Source organism: Clostridium neuense (assembly GCF_045310695.1).
Lineage (GTDB): Bacteria > Bacillota > Clostridia > Clostridiales > Clostridiaceae > Clostridium_S > Clostridium_S neuense.
Genome location: NZ_JBJIAA010000003.1, coordinates 223,313 through 241,960, shown reverse-complemented (window position 1 = coordinate 241,960; position 18,648 = coordinate 223,313). Strand labels below are relative to the sequence as shown.

Annotated in this window: 16 protein-coding genes; 1 reads left to right on the top strand and 15 read right to left on the bottom strand. The window is 31.1% G+C overall.

Annotated elements, in window-relative coordinates; translation table 11 throughout:
- From ACJDT4_RS04910 to ACJDT4_RS04875, 8 genes are all read right to left on the bottom strand, one after another.
- Window positions 1-528, bottom strand: coding sequence for a sigma-70 family RNA polymerase sigma factor (locus tag ACJDT4_RS04910; RefSeq protein ID WP_406786416.1), 528 nt, complete (start codon window positions 526-528; stop codon window positions 1-3).
- Window positions 529-893: 365 nt separating this feature from the next.
- Window positions 894-1,445, bottom strand: coding sequence for a glutathione peroxidase (locus tag ACJDT4_RS04905; RefSeq protein ID WP_406786415.1), 552 nt, complete (start codon window positions 1,443-1,445; stop codon window positions 894-896).
- 19 nt (window positions 1,446-1,464) lie between these two features.
- Window positions 1,465-1,938 carry a glutathione peroxidase gene (locus ACJDT4_RS04900; protein WP_406786414.1) on the bottom strand — a complete coding sequence of 158 codons (474 nt, stop codon included), beginning with the start codon at window positions 1,936-1,938 and terminating at the stop codon, window positions 1,465-1,467.
- Window positions 1,939-2,033: 95 nt separating this feature from the next.
- A complete protein-coding gene (locus ACJDT4_RS04895; RefSeq protein WP_406786413.1) occupies window positions 2,034-2,465 on the bottom strand; it encodes a MarR family winged helix-turn-helix transcriptional regulator in 432 nt (143 codons plus the stop codon).
- 167 nt (window positions 2,466-2,632) lie between these two features.
- Window positions 2,633-3,784, bottom strand: a complete 1,152-nt coding sequence (locus ACJDT4_RS04890) for an AI-2E family transporter (RefSeq protein WP_406786412.1) — start codon at window positions 3,782-3,784, stop codon at window positions 2,633-2,635.
- A 301-nt stretch (window positions 3,785-4,085) separates the two neighbouring features.
- Window positions 4,086-4,601, bottom strand: a complete 516-nt coding sequence (locus tag ACJDT4_RS04885; protein WP_406786411.1) for a QueT transporter family protein — start codon at window positions 4,599-4,601, stop codon at window positions 4,086-4,088.
- Between the two features lie 428 nt (window positions 4,602-5,029).
- Window positions 5,030-7,903 carry a glycosyl hydrolase 115 family protein gene (locus ACJDT4_RS04880; protein WP_406786477.1) on the bottom strand — a complete coding sequence of 958 codons (2,874 nt, stop codon included), beginning with the start codon at window positions 7,901-7,903 and terminating at the stop codon, window positions 5,030-5,032.
- A gap of 28 nt (window positions 7,904-7,931) precedes the next feature.
- Window positions 7,932-9,290, bottom strand: a complete 1,359-nt coding sequence (locus tag ACJDT4_RS04875) for an MATE family efflux transporter (protein WP_406786410.1) — start codon at window positions 9,288-9,290, stop codon at window positions 7,932-7,934.
- A 209-nt stretch (window positions 9,291-9,499) separates the two neighbouring features.
- Here ACJDT4_RS04875 and ACJDT4_RS04870 point away from each other — a divergent pair, with 209 nt between their 5' ends.
- On the top strand, window positions 9,500-10,306 hold the full coding sequence (locus tag ACJDT4_RS04870; RefSeq protein ID WP_406786409.1) for an AraC family transcriptional regulator: 807 nt from the start codon (window positions 9,500-9,502) through the stop codon (window positions 10,304-10,306).
- 68 nt (window positions 10,307-10,374) lie between these two features.
- On the opposite strand, the gene ACJDT4_RS04865 is transcribed toward ACJDT4_RS04870, so the two are convergent.
- From ACJDT4_RS04865 to ACJDT4_RS04835, 7 genes are all read right to left on the bottom strand, one after another.
- A complete protein-coding gene (locus ACJDT4_RS04865) occupies window positions 10,375-10,806 on the bottom strand; it encodes a hypothetical protein (protein WP_406786408.1) in 432 nt (143 codons plus the stop codon).
- A gap of 133 nt (window positions 10,807-10,939) precedes the next feature.
- Window positions 10,940-12,343, bottom strand: a complete 1,404-nt coding sequence (locus ACJDT4_RS04860; protein WP_406786407.1) for an amino acid permease — start codon at window positions 12,341-12,343, stop codon at window positions 10,940-10,942.
- 393 nt (window positions 12,344-12,736) lie between these two features.
- Window positions 12,737-14,086 (bottom strand): MATE family efflux transporter, encoded by a 1,350-nt coding sequence (locus ACJDT4_RS04855; RefSeq protein ID WP_406786406.1) that lies wholly within the window; start codon window positions 14,084-14,086, stop codon window positions 12,737-12,739.
- A gap of 284 nt (window positions 14,087-14,370) precedes the next feature.
- Complete coding sequence (gene celB / locus ACJDT4_RS04850; protein WP_406786405.1) at window positions 14,371-15,753, bottom strand: PTS cellobiose transporter subunit IIC; 1,383 nt, start codon at window positions 15,751-15,753, stop codon at window positions 14,371-14,373.
- An 18-nt stretch (window positions 15,754-15,771) separates the two neighbouring features.
- Entirely contained in the window at window positions 15,772-16,272 is a 501-nt protein-coding gene (locus tag ACJDT4_RS04845) for a hypothetical protein (protein ID WP_406786404.1), read from the bottom strand.
- Window positions 16,265-16,606 carry a PTS cellobiose transporter subunit IIA gene (locus tag ACJDT4_RS04840; RefSeq protein WP_406786403.1) on the bottom strand — a complete coding sequence of 114 codons (342 nt, stop codon included), beginning with the start codon at window positions 16,604-16,606 and terminating at the stop codon, window positions 16,265-16,267. The genes ACJDT4_RS04845 and ACJDT4_RS04840 overlap by 8 nt, the downstream gene beginning before the upstream one ends.
- 21 nt (window positions 16,607-16,627) lie before the next feature.
- Window positions 16,628-18,622: a BglG family transcription antiterminator gene (locus ACJDT4_RS04835; RefSeq protein ID WP_406786402.1), complete on the bottom strand. Its 1,995-nt coding sequence runs from the start codon at window positions 18,620-18,622 to the stop codon at window positions 16,628-16,630.
- Window positions 18,623-18,648: the final 26 nt, after the last annotated feature.

Below are 18,648 nucleotides of genomic sequence, written 5' to 3'. Positions count from 1 at the left end.
CTAAAGCACACTCCTTACATTATCACTTAAATACTCCTTTAAACATCCCCTAGCTTTAGATAATCTTGATTTTACAGTCCCCTCTGGGATATTTAAAACTTCACTTATATTTTTCAAAGGCATATCCTCATAGTAATAAAGTACAATAAGTATTCTAAGTTCATAATCAAGCTTATCTACTACAGTTTTTATGTCAACCTTTCTGAAACCTTCTTCTTCACATGTTCTTCCTACATAATCTTCATATGAAACGATTTTTCTTTTCCTACTAATAATGGCATTACAACTGTTAATAAGAATTTTTATTAGCCAAGTTTTAAAATACTGTGGTTTTTTTAATTTTTCTATGCTTTGGAATGCCTTAAGTATAGCATCTTGTATTCCATCTAAAGCATCATTATCATTTTTAAGTATAGCAATAGCCACTCTATATAAATCTTTTTCATAAATTTTTATAAGCTTACTAAAAGCCTCTTTATTTCCTCTTTTAGATAGCTTGGCCAGTTTTATTAAGTCCACATTTTCCATCTTATCCTCCATCTTAAAATATGATCACATTTTATATTCGTATATTAGATAAGTTAACATCACCTTTGGTTCTATTAAAATAATAATTTTTGAGAAAGATTATACCATACCTATGGATAGAAAACTTGAAATAATAGAAAAAGCTCCTCCGTTCCTACGAAATTTGAGGCATAAAGCTTTAAAAATGTTAGATTATAAATCGTAAAAGTCTTAGATTTATTTAGCTTTATTTAATATTCCAAATCAATATTGCTTCACAACTTCCAATTTGTAAAGATGAATTTAATAGCACTAATTTTAAAGTTAATTATCTAAAAAAAAAGGACTGCTGCACTAATTTTTTAGTACAACAGTTCTTCTTTTTATTATACATAAATTGCCTTTTCTATATCCTCTACCATATCCATAGGCTCTACATCAGGTTCAAATCTTTTTATAGGTTTTCCACTTTTATCTATTAAAAATTTAGTAAAATTCCACTTTATACTATCACCAACCAAATATTCCGGATAGCGCTCTTCTAAAACTGAATATACAATTTTAACTGAATTATTCTCTTTATTAAATCCCATAAAAGGACATTCTCTAACCAAATAATTGAATACAGGATGTGCATTAACACCATTAACCTCTACTTTTTCTGAAATCATAAAGGTTACACCATAATTTAATTTACAAAATTTATTTATCCCCTCATTATTTTCTGGAGATTGACTTAAAAATTGATTGCATGGAAAGCCAATTACCTCAAGACCGTCTTTATTGTACTTTTTATATATTTTCTCCAAATCCTCTAATTGAGGTGTAAAGCCACATTTGCTTGCTATATTTACAATTAATAATACTTTATTTTCATAATCTTTAAAAGCTACTTCCTTTCCATTAATGTCTATAAATTTATAATCATATATATTCATTCTTTTTTCCTCCTAAAATTCATAATAACTTTTCTATATCTTCTTTTATTTTATCTGGAGTTACTACAGGTGCATATCTTTTTATAACCTTACCTTCTCTATCTATAAGAAATTTAGTAAAATTCCATTTAATTGCATTACCCAAAGCTCCTTTTGCTTCCTCCTTTAAAAATTTATACAATGGATGCGCTCCCTCACCATTAACATCTATTTTCTCAAACATTGTAAAAGTAACTCCATAATTTAAAAGACAAAATTGACTAATTTCTTTATTTGTACCTGGGTCTTGGTGTGCAAATTGATTGCATGGGAATCCCAATATCTCGAAACCTCTATCCTTGTATTCCTTGTACAAGTTTTCAAGTCCTTCTAACTGAGGTGTTAATCCGCATTTACTTGCCGTATTTACTACCAAAGTAACCTTGCCCTTGTATTCCTCCATTTTTACTTCTTTTCCATTCATATTTCTTGCACTAAAATCATAAAAATCCATAATCATATCCCTCTTTTCTAACTTTATATATGGTTTTGTAAAATTTAATTTTGTTAAATTAATAGTCTTAAAAATTTTGCTCAAACATAGTTTGATTATTCAAACAGTTTAAGCATTTTATCTAGTTTAGCTTTAAGTTCTAATGCCTCTCTTGCATTCATTCCAGAGTTACAAAACATCTTTTCTGGCACTTCAAGAATATCCTCCTTTAATGCTCTTCCCTTTTCAGTTAATTCAGCAACAACAACCCTGTCATCCTCTTTTGTTCTGTATTTTATTATTAACTCCATAGCCTCTAGCTTTTTCAAAACAGGAGTAAGCGTTCCAGAATCTAAATGAAGCCTTTTTCCTAAATTTTTAAAGGTTATTTTCTCATCCTCCCACATTACAAGCATAGTAATATACTGAGTATAGGTAAGATTAAATTTATCAAGAAGCGGTTTATATAATTTTATTATTTCCCTTGATAGTGCATATATTGGGAAACATAGTTGATTTTCTAATTTTATTTTATCATATTTGTCCATAGTATCCCTACTTTAAGATTCATTTTTATAAATTTAATTTAACTCAATCAAATTTATATTATCATTATATTTATAACTTTATACTTTGTCAATACATTTTTAATTTTTTTAACACACTAAATTTCTCCAATATAAAAATCATAAAATAGACTATAACCATTTCTAGTCTATTCTATATTTAGAGACTTTTCTTTTAATCTAGCATTTACTTCTTTGCGTAGCAAAACATAAACTACTGAACATAAAGGAATAGATATAAGCATACCTGGAACCCCTAAAGTTTTATCTCCTAAAATTATTGCTACCAATACCAAAACAGATGGTAATCCAACGGAGTTTCCTACAATCTTAGGATAAATTAAATTATCCTCTAGCTGTTTAATTATTATATAAACCACTATAAAAATAACTGCTTTTATGGGATCAGCTATTACAATTAACAGGACACTTAACACAAATCCAATAACTGAGCCTATCATAGGTATAACTGAAAAAACTCCAATTATTATACTAACCACGATAGCATATGGAAGCTGTAAAATTGACATTACAATAAAAAATATAATTCCTAAAATTGAAGACACAGTACATTGACCTGTAACGAAATTTGAAAAAGTAATACTTGTAAGTTTCAATATTTCCAGCATTGAATCTACTCTTTTCTCTTTGAAGAAAGCATATAGCACTTTTTTAACTTGTGTACCTAACTTATTCTTTTGAGCTAATATGTATATAGAAAACACAAATGCTATTACAAATTCCACTGTAGTACTAGCTAAGCTGGTAGCTGCTCCTAAAGTTGACATAAGAACTGAACTAATTCCACTAAAAACAATAGACTTTACCCTATCTAAAATTCCATTCCAATCTAAATTCATGCTATTAACTAAACTGACAATGTTCTTAGACAACCAGGTATTACTCTCTAAAAACCTTTGAAAGGCTAACTCTGAATCATTAAAGGTCTTTGGCAATATCTTAATAGTATCAATAATATTAGGTATTATTATAAATAAAATTAAAACAAGTGCACCTAATATAAGGAAACAAGAAACAAGTATGCTAATGGCTATATGATGCTTTCTAATTATTTTTCCTAACCCCTTATCCTTGCAATTTAATAACCTTTTCGAGAAAAAAGTAACCGGTATATTGAGGATAAATGCAATACATGCACCTAGAATGAAAGGTGAAAATAACCCATATACCCTATTTAGTATTCCCATAACATCTTTACCATAGTTAAGTAAAATATATATTAAAAATGCTGCAACTAATAATACTGCAGTCTTACTTCTAATTTTCTCTTCTAAATTCATAATACTACACTCGCTTTCCTCAATTAACTATATCTAACATATTAATAACTATATCATTGTTTATTTTTTATGTATACAAAAGTTTAAAAATAATATTAATTTTTTCACAAAAAACAAATTAGCTAACTGTTTTTGTAAAACTTACAAAAACAGTTAGCTCTTTGCTAATTAAGACTATATAATATGCTGCTGAAAAAAATTTTTCGATTTCTAAATACAATTCTAAAACTTTTTACCCACTCTAACCTTTGGAAAACATATATACGACTTTTGGTATATTATTTATGTTATCCATTTATCTTTAATATGAGTTTCCTCTTTTAAATAATGGAAAGTTATGATACTTATTTTGTACAAATTTCACAATTGGTACCCCAACTATTGTAACCACCACAAATTCACCAAGTGCAACTTCACCAATAGATAAAAGCAGTGGAATTTTATAGAGATACGTAAGCATTCCTCCAATTATAAGACCATTAAAAATGGTAGGCCAAAGTGATGCTATTATTAATGAGCCTTTTTTGTCTTTTGCAAGTTTTCCCGTAAGTGAAATAGCATAAACACTAACAAAGGTTGCCAGTGTGCCAAATATGATATCCGTCAATCCGTTTGGACCAAGAATATTTGCAATAAAACATCCAATTGTAAGTCCACCAATATAAAATGGATCAAAAAATGCTAGAAGCACCATTATCTCTGATACTCTAAATTGTATAGGCCCATAGCTTATTGGAGCTAGAAGAAATGTTACAGCTGCATAAAGCGCTGCTATAATAGCTGATTTAACTAATCTTTCTACTGTATTATTACTCATAAAAACCCCTCCATTTTATTAATATTCTTTTTTCAAATCAACACCAAATATAAAATTTTTTAAAAATCACAAAACAAAAAATCGCAGGAATAATCCTACGATAAATGAAGTCAACAAAACAAAGCTCACATTAATAAAATTTAATTTGAATCTTTATCTTACTTAATTTATTTAACCGTAGTTTTGTTTTAAGTCAGGAGGCTTTCGAACTGACTAAAGATAAAACACTCGAAACTTTAAATTTATTTGTACCAAAATGCCGTCTTCTTGGCATTATGGCTCACATGAATTTTAATAGTTGAAATGATTTATCTATAAGCACTAATTTTCACATTAAAATTATATCAAATAAATAAAATTATTACAAACTCCAAATAAAAGACTATATATACAGTCTTTTATTTATTAACACTTTAAAACCTTATAGTTTAGTTTTTTCCGACAAAAAAGCTTTCCTCTGGTCCAAAATAAGATTCTGGAAGCCTATCTTTAGATAAAACTAGCTTTTGTAATACCACTCCAGCATCCAAACCATAGAAACGCAGCTTATGTATTCCTTTCTTTAATCTGTGCGTAGTATTAGTAACATGTATATTATCTAAAACTGCACTGCACCAAAGTTCATTATCGTAATCACCAGCCATAAAATTTTTAGGCAAAGCATCAGCTACAACCGGAGTTTCTCCATCAAAACCAACAGCATATTTAAGCCTGCTATTCTCTTGTAAATTATTCGTCGGTGCAACATAGGCTGTTAATGTATACTCCAAAGCTTTATTTACTTTTACTATATATTCTAAATATGGTGCATTTTCTGGTTTTTCAAAGGATACTGTTGTAGGAATCATTTTTACTGAAGACAGCGTACGTCCATAGTTTTCGATTACTTTCCATTTTACATTAGATTTTGCTACATTAGAAGACACATGCTCTGCTTCAATAGATATCATGCCATGAGTTTCAACAAAAGTCATTTCCGGTAAGTCTTTAATATCTATCACTTCAGCAGTAATATTTACTTTTACTGTTTCTCCTGCACCAGAAATAATTATAAAACCATGTGATGTTCTTAAAATCTTATTCCAATCTATTGAAATCTTAATTGTGTCTCCATTCTTAACCCATTCTTTTGTATTATCTACTTTTATCCAACAAGCACTAGTTTCAACTTCGTAAATAAATTCTGTATTTCCACCATTACTTATTGTAACAGAATAGCATTCTTTACTTAAATTCGTAAATACAGGTAAAGCTGCTGTACCAAATCTATATTCTTTTTCAGTCCCTTCTACATCTACAATCATCTGGCTGCCATTTTCCGGAATGACTCTAAAAATTTCTGGATACTTCCAACCATCTGGACTCCACTTTGTGTATCCTATATGTGGAGAACTCATCATGCCCTTCCATTTACCATCAGACATACTATCATTGTAGTAATTCTGCATATCAATATCTTTCTTTTTACATTTTTCCACTAGTTCAGCATATAAATTTGCAAGTACACTCTTTCGTTTATAATACAAATTATTTAATCCTGCATAGATTTGCATTTTAACAACATTTGCAGATGCCGCGGCTGGATAATATACAAGCTGATAATACGAATCCCTATACGTCTCTGGCATTTGATTGTAATATTCCTCAGCTTTATTTTCTAAATTAATTGCTTTCATAATTACTCTATGTGCTTCGTTATAATTTGTATAACTATATGTAGAAACACAAGTAACCTCAGGCTTTTTGCTTCCATTCATTTTCGTGTAATCTGATAGTATACCCGCAATTTCATAAGTTGCTTCTTTTCCTACAGCATCTCCAAATTGCTGTGCAGCCCATTTTATAGTATATTCTTTTGTCTTATTCAGTCCATCTGTACCCCAAGTATCAAAGTCATAAGCCAAATCCAAGAAATACGAAACTGGAAATTCCATTGGTTTTAAATCTCCAATATTGACAATCCATATATCTCTCACACCATAATCATAGGCCATAGACATTTGCTCCCAAGTTTTTTCAATTGGGGTGACATTCACCCATTCATAAGAACGTGGTCCTCCATGATAATCAAAATGATAGTACATTCCCCAACCACCTTTACGATTACGCTCTTTTTCAGAAGGAAGTGTACGGACATTTGCAAAATTATCGTCAGCCAGCATAATAGTTACATCATCAAGTACTTTCCAGCTTCTAAGTCCCTCTACTGCATCTGATCCATACCAATATTTTTCTACTTCCTTATATATAGTTAAAACCTGAGGAGCATCTTCAAGTCCATGTTTCTTTAATAAACTTTTTTGAGTTCTAATTACATTTTTTAGAAGTTCTATGTTTTCTTCTTCAGCTCCTTTTAATGCAGAATCCTGTTCACCTCTCATACCGATAGTAATCAAACTTTCAAAATCTTTATTACGCATCAAACCATCTTCCCAAAACTTGGTTATAGCCTCTGCATTAGTAGAAAAGTCCCATGCTCGGTCTGTACCATATCTATGGTTAATCTGTTTCCACTCTTCCCCAGCACGAAACATTGGTTCATGATGAGAAGTACCCATTACAATGCCATATGCATCAGCAAGTTTAGCGTTAGCTATTGGACTACTTTTACCATTTTCACTGAAAACAGCACTCCACATAGCAGGCCACATAAAATTCCCCTTTAACCTCAAAAGCAGTTGAAACACTTTATTGTAAAACTCTTCATTAAAATCCCCAAAACTACCTGTTACCCATGAACCCAAAGATGGCCACTCATCATTTAAGAAAAATCCTCTATATTTTACAGATGGTTCTTTGGAGGTAATGTTTAGTTCATTTTCTGAAAAAACAAGTTCAGAATGCTTGTGAGGAGCAACATCTCCAAAATAAACCCATGGACTCACTCCAATAAGTTCAGATATATGATAAATACCATATATAGTTCCTCTCTTATCACTTCCTGCAATAACAATTGCTTTGTTTATTTTAGGAGTAACATTTTGAACAACCTGTATCTTATAACACTCTCTTTTATTCTTAATATCCAATAAATCTATTATGCCATCTTTAACTAGTGAATCTATAATGCCATTATTTCCAATTGATCCTGCTATTATTGCTGTTTCCTTTATTCCTTCCAGATTCGTTACAACCATAGGCATTGTTCCTGTAACTAAGCTAACATCTTCTGCAAAAGAATTTACCACAAGTTTTAAGCCATCATAGTCTTTTGCTTCTGGATCTACGTATATTGCAGAAGTTCTTCCTGCTGCCGCAATTATTACCTTTGAATTTGTATCCTTACCACATTCTTGTACCATCTTCAAGTACTCCTCCTCCACAAACTTTTTATGTAGCAATCTTAGTTAATGACTTTGTCTGCCATTTACCTTGTTTATAACGTACTATACTTGCTACAGCTGTAATAGTCCAAGTAAGTCCGCTTGTAGCCCATACACTCCAAACTCCTAAGAAAGGAAGCATAGCAAGGCCGCTTGAAAACCCAATCCTTCCTGCTACTTCCACAAAACCATTAATCATGGCATAAAATGCATCTCCTGTACCATTTAGTAATCCTCTTGTAAGATAAATCATACCAAGTGGAAAATATGCACAGGCGGTAATTTTTATTGCCTTAGCCCCAAGGCTTATTACTGCTTGTTCCTTAACAAATATTTCCATAATAGTCCTGCCACCAAATTGAGCTGTCAACAGGGCTAAGAAACTAAATCCAGCCACTAGCAAAATACTTTTATGATACCCTTTTTTAACCCTGTCCAATTTGCTAGCTCCCATATTCTGTCCTGAAAATGTAGACATGGCCGCACCTAAAGAACTAAGCGGCTGATGCACAAGCTGTTCTACTCTGCTCGTAGCAGTATATGCCGCAACAGCTGTCTCCCCAAAGCTATTTACAACGCTCTGCAGTGCCACTAAAGATACTGCAATCATTGAATTTTGTGTAGCTACAGGAATACCAATTTTTATGCATTTAATAATAATTGAGCGATTAACCTTCCAGTGTTCCTTTTTTAATTTAAAATATGGATTTTTAAGCCACGAAAAAACTGCGCAGCCCAAAGCAGCAAATCCCTGGGAAATAACTGTTGCAAAAGCTGTTCCTGATACACCAAGCCCAAATTTAAGAACAAAAATTAAATCCAAAACAACATTAATTGCGCAAGAAACAATTAAAAAAATCAGGGGTGTTTTTGAATCCCCTAATGCCCTAAGTATTGCAGCTACAGCATTATAAGCTGCTACAGCTATCATACCTCCAGATACTATTCTAAAAAATCTAACAGAAGCATTTAAAATTTGAGGCGGTGTGCCCATAAGCTGCAAAGCTGGTCGTGCAAAGATAGCTGCTAATATACTCATAAGCATTCCTGCTGCACCAATAACATAAATTGAATTTGCAATAGCCCTTTTTACTTGCGTTTCCCTCTTAGCACCAAAGTACTGTGAAATAATAATGCCAACTCCAATAGATAATCCCATACATACAGAGAAAAAAAGAAAGTTTAACGAACCACAAGCACCTACTGCCGCTAAAGCATTAGCACCTACATACTTTCCTACAACAATGGAATCGATTAAATTATAAAATTGCTGAAATACATTACCAACAAGCATCGGCAAAGTAAATTTTATTAGAAGCGAAACTTCATTTCCTTCTGTCATATCTTGTACATACTTAGCTGACATATTTTAACTCTCTCCCTACTTTATTTATTCATAAACTTTATCATAAGTTTTAATTTTCTTATTAACATATTACATGCATTTAATAAATTAGTCTGGCAATATATTAACCCAATATAGACATATATTGCTATGCATGATATATTTTTTATATTAGCTTGCTTAAAAATAGCCGCTTTCATATTGCATATTCAATTATTGGGAGGTCACTTATGTATCCTTTTTTTCAAGCAAATAAATCCGGAGATCAAAACTTCTTTACTTCAAATATTTTTTCAAATTTAAGCTTTCCGCCTCATCTTCACCCATACGTTGAAGTCGTTTACGTTATTGACGGTTCTATAGAAGTTACAATAAACAATGTTTCACGCCGTTTAAATACTAACGAGGCCGCTATATGCTTTCCTAATGATATACATGGATATAATAATAAAACCTTTTCAAAAACTTTGATGTTCATTTTTTCACCTGATATTACCCGAAGCTTTTTTAGTATGAGAATGGATAAGACACTAGAAAATCCTTTTATGCCAAAAAACATAATTAATAATGAAATAAAAAACCTCTTCTTTATGCTGCATGATGAATTTACAAAATGTAATAATAAATATGTTATCAAAGGGCTTCTATATACAATACTTGGAAAACTTGATAAGTATTTCATCCTAAAAAATAGCAGTTCTTCCTACAGCAACGCAACACAAAATCTACTTAAATATATTGAGGTTCATTATCAAGATAATATTTCGCTTGAAAGTATAGCTAAAGATTTGGGTTTTAGTAAATTCTATATTTCAAGAATTTTTTCAAAGAAGATTGGCTATCAGTTTAATGATTATATAAATAGACTGCGTATAAATAAAGCTCAGAAATTGCTTAGTGAAACAGACCTTTCTATAACAACTATAGCTTTAGAATGCGGATTTGAAAGTCAAAGAAATTTCAACAGAATTTTCAAAAAACTCACTTTACTTACTCCTACAGAGTTCAGGATGGGTAAATCCATGTGCAAGCTTTAACCACTGCACATGGATTTTTTTCACTTATGCTTTTTATTAACGAATAAATTGCTTCATCACTGGTAAAATTATTTATGAATTAATAGCACCCTTTTAAACATAACATGAAAAATCACCACAAATATCAATAAAAACGCTAACACTCTATGAAGCTTAAGCCATTTCCCCTTAAAATTTTTATTAATAACAGCTCCATAAAAACCTAATGCAAAAATACTCCACATTAATAATGCGGCAATTAATCCTGGTACAGATAATCCAATACGTTTATACATGAGATATAAATGCCCTATTATTGCCACCGAAGCAACCGCACCAATTATTTTATGATATTTCACTATATATCTCATAATAGTTCTATACATTTTAATAAAATTTTGTTTATCTTTAGGAAATTTGTTTATAAACTTTTTATTTACATATTTTACAAAGAAATTAATCAAAGCCAATACATATCCCCAGACACCAATCCAGCCAAGTAATTCTGCAATTTGTTTCATAATAAAGTCTCCTATAATCACAAAATTTATTTACTACTAATTCTATACTTTTGCGTTTTTATTTCTAGATTAATTATCGAGATAAAATTTCTATAAAAATAAACATAAATTTTAATATTTTCACAAACTCAAATTATCTTTCCTCACTCAATACTTTTTTATCTTCAAATTCTTCTTTAAGATTATTCCCCTTATAAATACCAAAGGCAAAATATCCTATAGTAATAATTACACAAAACACAATTCCAATAAATAGAGATACCTGTGTTGTACTGTTAATGCACATACCAATTAAAACTAAGCAAAGGTATGCAACTACAACATAATTAGCATATGGAAATAACTTTGATTTAAAAGGATGCGCTGCCATTTCATCTGCATGTTCTTTTCTAAATTTTATTTGGCTAATACACAAAACAATCCAAGGAATCATACCTGGAAAAACACTAGCACTATAAATATAAACAAATAATTTAGAATTTGGATAAATATAATTTAAAATCACACCAATAAGTAAACAAATCAAAGTTGTCCTAATAGCATTAGCTGGAACACCATCTTTGTTTAATTTACCAAGAAATTTAGGTGCTTGCCCATTCTTAGATAAAGTATAAAGCATACGACCACAGCTGTAAATTCCGCTGTTACAACCTGACATTGCAGCTGTAAGTACTACAAAATTAACAATACCAGCAGCGGCAGTAATCCCAATCTTAGAGAAAGTCAAAACAAATGGACTTCCAAGTGTACCAATTTTATTCCATGGATATATAGTTACAATTACAAATATAGCACCAACATAGAAAATGAGTATACGCCAAATTATATTTTTCGTTGCTTTCATTAAGGTATTTTTAGGATCTTGTGCTTCGCCGGCAGTTATACCTATGAGTTCTACCCCTTGATATGATGCTGTTACCATACATAATGCAAATAGCCAGCCCTTTAGGCCTCCAGCAAAGAATCCTCCATGTGCTGTAAGATTTTTCAAACCTATAGCTACGCCATGGTTTCCAAAACCAAAGAAAATCAAACCAAATCCAATTATAAGCATAGCTATAATAGTAACAACCTTAACCAAAGAAAACCAAAATTCAAATTCTCCATAAAATTTAACTGAAGCCATATTGGCAGCAGATATAATAGCCAAACCGATTAAAGCAGGAATCCAAGATGGTAAGTGCGGAAACCAATAATTCACATAGATTCCTATAGCAGTGATTTCTGACATACCAATAGCTACCCACATAAACCAATAACACCAAGCTGTCATATATCCAGCTAAATGAGATATATATTTATTAGCATAATTTGCAAAAGATCCTGCCAGTGGTTCCAGATAAAGCATTTCTCCCATAATTCTCATAATTATGTACATAGCAATTCCAGCTACTCCATACGCAAGCAACACTGACGGTCCAGCCCATTTAATTGTGCTAGCTGACCCCATAAACAAACCAACACCAATTGTTCCACCCAAGGCAATCAATTCAATATGACGTGCCTTTAATCCTCGTGACAACTCTTTTTCTTCCATCAAAACGTCTCCCCTCAAAAATGTCCATTAACAAATTGTTTCCTATACATAGACACTTGTTTATCGTTCTAATAATATAATAGCACAATTTTAGACTTTTGTCTTTTTACCGGAGACATTTATAAAAAAATCTCTATAGATAACTCGGAATATTAAGATTAGAACTACCAAATTCATCTCAATAAACTGAAATTTATCGAGGTGATATTAATTTCAGATATTAAATAAAGCTAATAAATCTAAGATGATAATTGTAAAATGCTTAGATATTTCAATCTGTTTGAGCGATAGCGAGTTATTGAAATATTTTAGTATTTTATGATTTTTGAACCTTAGATTTATAGGATTTTTTTAACGCGATGAAGCATTGTTACTTCACAACTTCTATCTTATCTATATATCTGCACTCTTAATCTTTGGCATATTGGATTTTCGAATCTTTCGTCTAGCATAAAAGAAAATACCTACCTGCCCAATTCCCGCCAGTGCCCAAGTAACCGGGTAGCAAGCAAAAAGCATAATCTCCGTATGATGCCAAGTAAAAATTGTAGCTAGCCAAATAATTCGCATAATACAAGCACCCACTAGTGTTGAAATCATAGGCGATATAGAATAGCCCATGGCACGGGTAAGCCCTGGGTACACGTTCATCATGCCGCAGGTGAAGTATGCAACCATCATTATACCAATACGCAAATATCCAAGCTTAATGACCTGTGGATCAGATGTGAAAATCCCAAGCAGTTGTTTTCCAAAAATCACCGTGGCACCACCTAAAATAATCCATGTAGTAAAAATTAACACTGTACACACTTTTGCAATGGTATCAATTCTATCATATTTCTTCGCTCCCATATTCTGTCCAGCAAAAGAAATTGCTGCATTATAATAAGCATTCATTGTAGTACCGACATAGTTTTCAACATTGCTTGCAGCTGCACTAGCAGCCACCATAATTGATCCAAAGGAATTAACTGCTGATTGGATTAATACATTGGAAATAGAAAACAATAATCCCTGCATTCCTGCTGGCAAACCAATTCTCACAATGTCCTTTAGCTTATGCTTATCAATGCACATTTTACGTGGTATAAAACGTATAGCTCCCTCATATCTGCATAGACAAATAATAATAAGCCCCACCGAGATATACTCTGAAATTACTGTAGCAGATGCCACGCCAGCTACCCCCATATGGAGTACAATCACAAAAAAAAGATTAAATATTACATGTATTGTACCTGCAATAATAAGATAATACATTGGACGACGGCTATCACCTACAGCACGTAAAATAGCTGCTGCAAAATTGTATACCATGTTAGCAGGTGTACTAATAAAATATATTTTCATATATATTGTGGACAGCCCGATAATATCCTCTGGCGTACCCATCATCTTAAGAAGTGGCCTACAAAATATAATACCTATGACCATAACAATGAATCCACCAATGATGCTAATTGCAATAGACGTATGAACGGATCTACTTACATCAGCTTTACGCTCCGCACCACAATCCCTAGCTACAACGACAGTGGTACCTACTGATAATCCCATAAATAAAGCTATAATAAGATTAATAAGTGAACCGGTTGCTCCAACTGCAGCTAATGCCTTTCTTCCTGAAAAATGTCCTACCACCACCATATCGGCAGTATTGAACATCAACTGCAATATATACATTGCCATAATAGGCAAAGCAAAAATAAATATCTTCTTGAACAACGGGCCGTTACACATATCTACGTTACGATTTTGAGAACTCATTATTATATTCGCTTCCTTTTCATTTGTTATTTTTAACCAAATTTATTTATTAAATATATACGCTAGCATATAAAATAAATTCATGATTTTCCCTTGTTTATTTTAATACAAGCTATTTATTAATACAATACTTGAATTGTAAACGGTAAATTATATAATATAGGAAAAAAATAAATAAAGGTGCCGTATTAGCATATTTTTTACACTAATACGGCACATCCTTACCATCTAGTAAACAATTTATATTTCTATTCTAATTATAAATCTAAATTTAATTCTTCATCTAATGATCCTTCAGCATTTGTTTGTTCCTCTTTTACTAATTTAGCATCATACATTTTGATAAATGGGAAGTAAATTAAGAATGCAAGTACACCGTTTAATAATGCTAATAATATTGCTCTAAAATCTCCTGCTGTTCCTATGAATGCTCCAATACCAATTGGTGATGGCCATGGAACTTGTGCGATTATTGGCCTAACCAAGTGTAATGTAATAGCCCAGTAAGCAGTTGATGCACATACCATTGGTGCTAAGAAAAATGGAATTGCAAGATATGGGTTATAGATTATTGGTAATCCAAATATCATCGGTTCGTTAATGTTAAATATTGAAGGTACAACACCTGCACGACCTAAAACTTTTAATTGTTCTGATCTTGCTAAGAATGCAACAAATATTGTAAGTCCGAGTGTAGCACCAGAACCTCCCATGATAACAAATGAGTTTTGGAATTCACCTGCAAATGGAATGTTTGCACCTTTCATATTCAATGTCATATTTGATAATACAATTGGAGTTAAGAATGAACTTATAATATTTGCACCATGAATACCTACAATCCATAAAGCATGAATTAAGAAGTAAATTACTAATATTCCAATCCAGCTATTTGCAAGCTTTGTTACAAAACTAAATGGTACTGCTATAACCTTAAATATATCTGTTCCCAAAGCAACAAATACACCATTGATAAATAATACAACAAATGCCACAAAGAATGCTGGAATTAATGCAGTAAATGAACGTGCTACTCCTTCTGGAACGGCATCTGGCATTTTGATAATTAAATTATGCTTTACACATGCACGGTATAAATTTACGGCTACAACAGCCATAATAATTGCGGTAAATATTCCAGTAGTACCCAGACGAGTTACACCATCTCCACCAATATCCCAACCATTGATTATTTTAGTATCCTTAGTAATTTCATTGATTAATTTTATTTTACCATCTGATAAAACTAATTCTGGAATAGTCATAAAAAATGCAAACATAGAAAGAAGTGCTCCATTTAATGGATTAAGATTTAAACCTTCTTCATCTACAATAATCTTTGTATACTCATATCCAATGACAAGACAGAAGTAAAGAGCTAAAATTCCCATTGTACATTTATTTGCTAACATGTACAAATCACTTATACGGAAAAATGTGTTGTTAAAAATATCTGTTAAGAAAGTCATTGTTTGAGGTAATATGTTCAGTACAAGGAACATCGATCCTACAATTGTAAACGGAATAGATGCCATACCTGCAGCCATAACTGCACGAACAAGACGTAACTGTGATACTTTTCCCATAGGTCCCATTAGATATTTCTCTAAGAATTGAAAACCCTTATTTGTGTTTTCCATAGTATTTCTCCCCTTTTCTTAATTAATACTTTTTTCGTATTGTTTTATATATTGAAATTGTCTATCAGTACGGTTATTTATTTGGTGTAATCGTTTCAACATAACTCCACAAAAAAGCAATTCAACAAAAATAATTCCTAAAATAAATGCATGTGATTTAGTGCTGTTTGTTAAAAACGGAAATAACTTACCAAACAATGGTGTGAATAAAGCTGCTAAAAGTATTACATTAATGCTCAATATTACTTTATATGCTAAAATTGTTTTCTTGGCATTATCAATAGGTGAACTAAACATCGTACATTGTTCCCATATAGCTCTTATTATAAATATTAAATTAAATCCTGGTACTAAGGCCCATGCTTTGTAGCTCATTAAAAGAGAACAGAACCAATATAAATTTGCAAAGAAGAAACCTGCTGTGACATATCGAACTAACAGAAATCTGTTAAAGTACATTGTCTTTAAACTTGTTTCTTTCTGTCTCTTTTCAAGTTTCTCTTTTGCATCCCTATGCATTAACTTCTCCATTTTTCAATTCATAGATTTGCTTATACATTTTCAAGAATTCAATTGCCATTTCTTTAATTGCCATTGTTGTCATTAAATGATCTTGAGCATGAACCATGATAATTTCCATAGTTATTTCATCACCATTTGCATAATCTTGAAGTAACTTTGTTTGTGATTTATGTGCTTCTAGAAGTTTATTATTTGCATCTTCCATTTTCTTTTCTGCTTCTTCAAATTTTCCCTTATTCATTAGATCAAGTCCTTCATGAACTACAGTTCTTGCATCACCACTATGAAGTATAATTTCAAATGCTACTTCTTGTAAATCGTCTTTTGTCATAACTATTACTTCCTTTCATTCTTAAATTAATTCTGTAAATATATCTTCAAATTGCTTAAAGTTTTCACACGCTAATAATTTTTTCTGCATGTCATCATCTTCTGTTAATGAAACAATAGCTCTAGTAATATATTTTAAATCAGCATTTTCTATTTTAGATGGAGATAATAAAAATACAAATTTTATTTTTGAAAAGCCATCACTCCATTTTACTCCATCCCTTACTATAGCTACAGCAACATGTGCACTTTTCCCTAGTGATTTAGCTGGATGAGGCACTGCTATCTGATTACTAAATACGACTGAACTCATGAGTTCCCTTTGAACAATCTGTTTCATCATAATTTTAGAATACCCAGGTTCTTCGTATTTTTGTAATAAGTTCACTAACTCTTCAACTATCTTCTCTTTTGAAGTTGATTTATCTAAAATAGTAAAACAATCTTCCTTAAAAAACTTTTTAAACATAGCTTTCTTTTCAGATAAAATAGTTGAACTTATCTTTTCATTATTTTTACTTTGAGATGTTCTTCTTTCAATAAATAATTTAATTTTATTTATTTCTTCATCATTTAAAAAAACACTCACATTTATAACAGGTATATTAAATACAACTGTATATAAATCAATAGATGAAATAATCATATCAATTCCATTAAGTTTTTCATCATTAATTTCATAGTAACCAATTACATCGACAATATTAATATGTTGTCCAAATTCTTTCTTTAGTCTTACACTAAGCATCTGGCCACTACCATATCCTGTTGCACATATTACCAGTACATTCAGCTTTTCATTATCCTTATATCTTTCTATAGCCGCCATAAAATGCAGACAAATATAGGCCCATTCACTATCAGATACTTTATACCCCTTCAAAAATGACATATTTGAAAGATAATGCTTGGTAAGAAGTAAAATGTAGCTATACTTTTCTCTTATTTCATCAAGTAATGGATTTTCCAATATAACTCCATGTTCAAGCCTCATCTGCAAAGGATAAAAATGTGCCATAAGCCCATTAATAAGCTGCTGATCATTTTTTATAAGATATCCTGTATCATGTTCAATATTTTGTAAAATCTTTAGTAATTCACCATATTTCTTTTTATTATTGCTCACTTCAATATCATTTGCATTTTTAGAAGTAGACTTTACTTTTAAATGAAGGGCTACATAATAAACTTCTTCTTTTGGGAATTTAATATTGCTAGATAATGTTATACGTTTTAAGATGTTTTTAGCCACTTCAAATTCCCGCTTGCCTTCCATAGAAGTATCAACTTCACCTATTTGCAAATTAAATCCATCTCTTATTCGCTTAATTGCTAAAACAATATGAAGTACTAGATTTTGTATTATATAATCCGAAAGTCTAAGTCCAGCTCCACGACATTCATCTAAAACTATTATTGTTATTTCTTCAAAACTTATATCCCCTAAAAACAATGTATTTCCAACATATTTATTAATTGAAATACTGAAACTGTTACTAAAGAAATAATCCATTATAAAATGTCTTTTATCTCTTTCATCACCTTCAATATAGACTCCCTTTTTTACTTTACTTACTACAGATAAATTATAGGCTTTTAATCCCTTCCTTATCTCTGAAAAATCATTTGATAATGTTGAACGTGATACATATAATTCATCGCATAAATCTTCAAATAAAACATATTCATCTTTGAATAGTAATTTATTTAAAATATGATACTGCCTATCTTTTGATTCATCTAATTTATGTTGATTTTTTTTCATTGAATTACTTTCATTTTTCCCAAGGAAAGTGTCAAATTCAGATTCATGATTAATTTTAAGCGTATAACCATAACCTGGTCTTGCAATAATTTCCGCACCATTTTCTGATAATATTTCCTGCAACCCTTTAATGTAATTACGTATAGTACGATCTGATAAATTCAAACTACTTGCTGCCATTTTGCTAGTTATTATATTACCTTTATTTTTTATGAAAAATTCTAAAATTGCTTTTTCTTTATTGCTTAACAATTAAAAACCTCTCCTTAAAGAATTAA

Excerpts from the sequence above, each read along its gene's own strand:
- ACJDT4_RS04900 (WP_406786414.1), bottom strand. The coding sequence starts at position 1,938 with ATGGATTTTTATGATTTTAGTGCAAGAAATATGAATGGAAAAGAAGTA.
- ACJDT4_RS04845 (WP_406786404.1), bottom strand. The coding sequence starts at position 16,272 with ATGCATAGGGATGCAAAAGAGAAACTTGAAAAGAGACAGAAAGAAACA.
- ACJDT4_RS04875 (WP_406786410.1), bottom strand. The coding sequence starts at position 9,290 with ATGTCAGCTAAGTATGTACAAGATATGACAGAAGGAAATGAAGTTTCG.
- ACJDT4_RS04860 (WP_406786407.1), bottom strand. The coding sequence starts at position 12,343 with ATGGAAGAAAAAGAGTTGTCACGAGGATTAAAGGCACGTCATATTGAA.
- ACJDT4_RS04880 (WP_406786477.1), bottom strand. The coding sequence starts at position 7,903 with ATGGTACAAGAATGTGGTAAGGATACAAATTCAAAGGTAATAATTGCG.
- ACJDT4_RS04885 (WP_406786411.1), bottom strand. The coding sequence starts at position 4,601 with ATGAGTAATAATACAGTAGAAAGATTAGTTAAATCAGCTATTATAGCA.
- ACJDT4_RS04890 (WP_406786412.1), bottom strand. The coding sequence starts at position 3,784 with ATGAATTTAGAAGAGAAAATTAGAAGTAAGACTGCAGTATTATTAGTT.
- ACJDT4_RS04840 (WP_406786403.1), bottom strand. The coding sequence starts at position 16,606 with ATGACAAAAGACGATTTACAAGAAGTAGCATTTGAAATTATACTTCAT.
- ACJDT4_RS04910 (WP_406786416.1), bottom strand. The coding sequence starts at position 528 with ATGGAAAATGTGGACTTAATAAAACTGGCCAAGCTATCTAAAAGAGGA.
- ACJDT4_RS04905 (WP_406786415.1), bottom strand. The coding sequence starts at position 1,445 with ATGAATATATATGATTATAAATTTATAGACATTAATGGAAAGGAAGTA.
- ACJDT4_RS04870 (WP_406786409.1), top strand. The coding sequence starts at position 9,500 with ATGTATCCTTTTTTTCAAGCAAATAAATCCGGAGATCAAAACTTCTTT.
- ACJDT4_RS04895 (WP_406786413.1), bottom strand. The coding sequence starts at position 2,465 with ATGGACAAATATGATAAAATAAAATTAGAAAATCAACTATGTTTCCCA.
- celB (WP_406786405.1), bottom strand. The coding sequence starts at position 15,753 with ATGGAAAACACAAATAAGGGTTTTCAATTCTTAGAGAAATATCTAATG.
- ACJDT4_RS04865 (WP_406786408.1), bottom strand. The coding sequence starts at position 10,806 with ATGAAACAAATTGCAGAATTACTTGGCTGGATTGGTGTCTGGGGATAT.
- ACJDT4_RS04855 (WP_406786406.1), bottom strand. The coding sequence starts at position 14,086 with ATGTGTAACGGCCCGTTGTTCAAGAAGATATTTATTTTTGCTTTGCCT.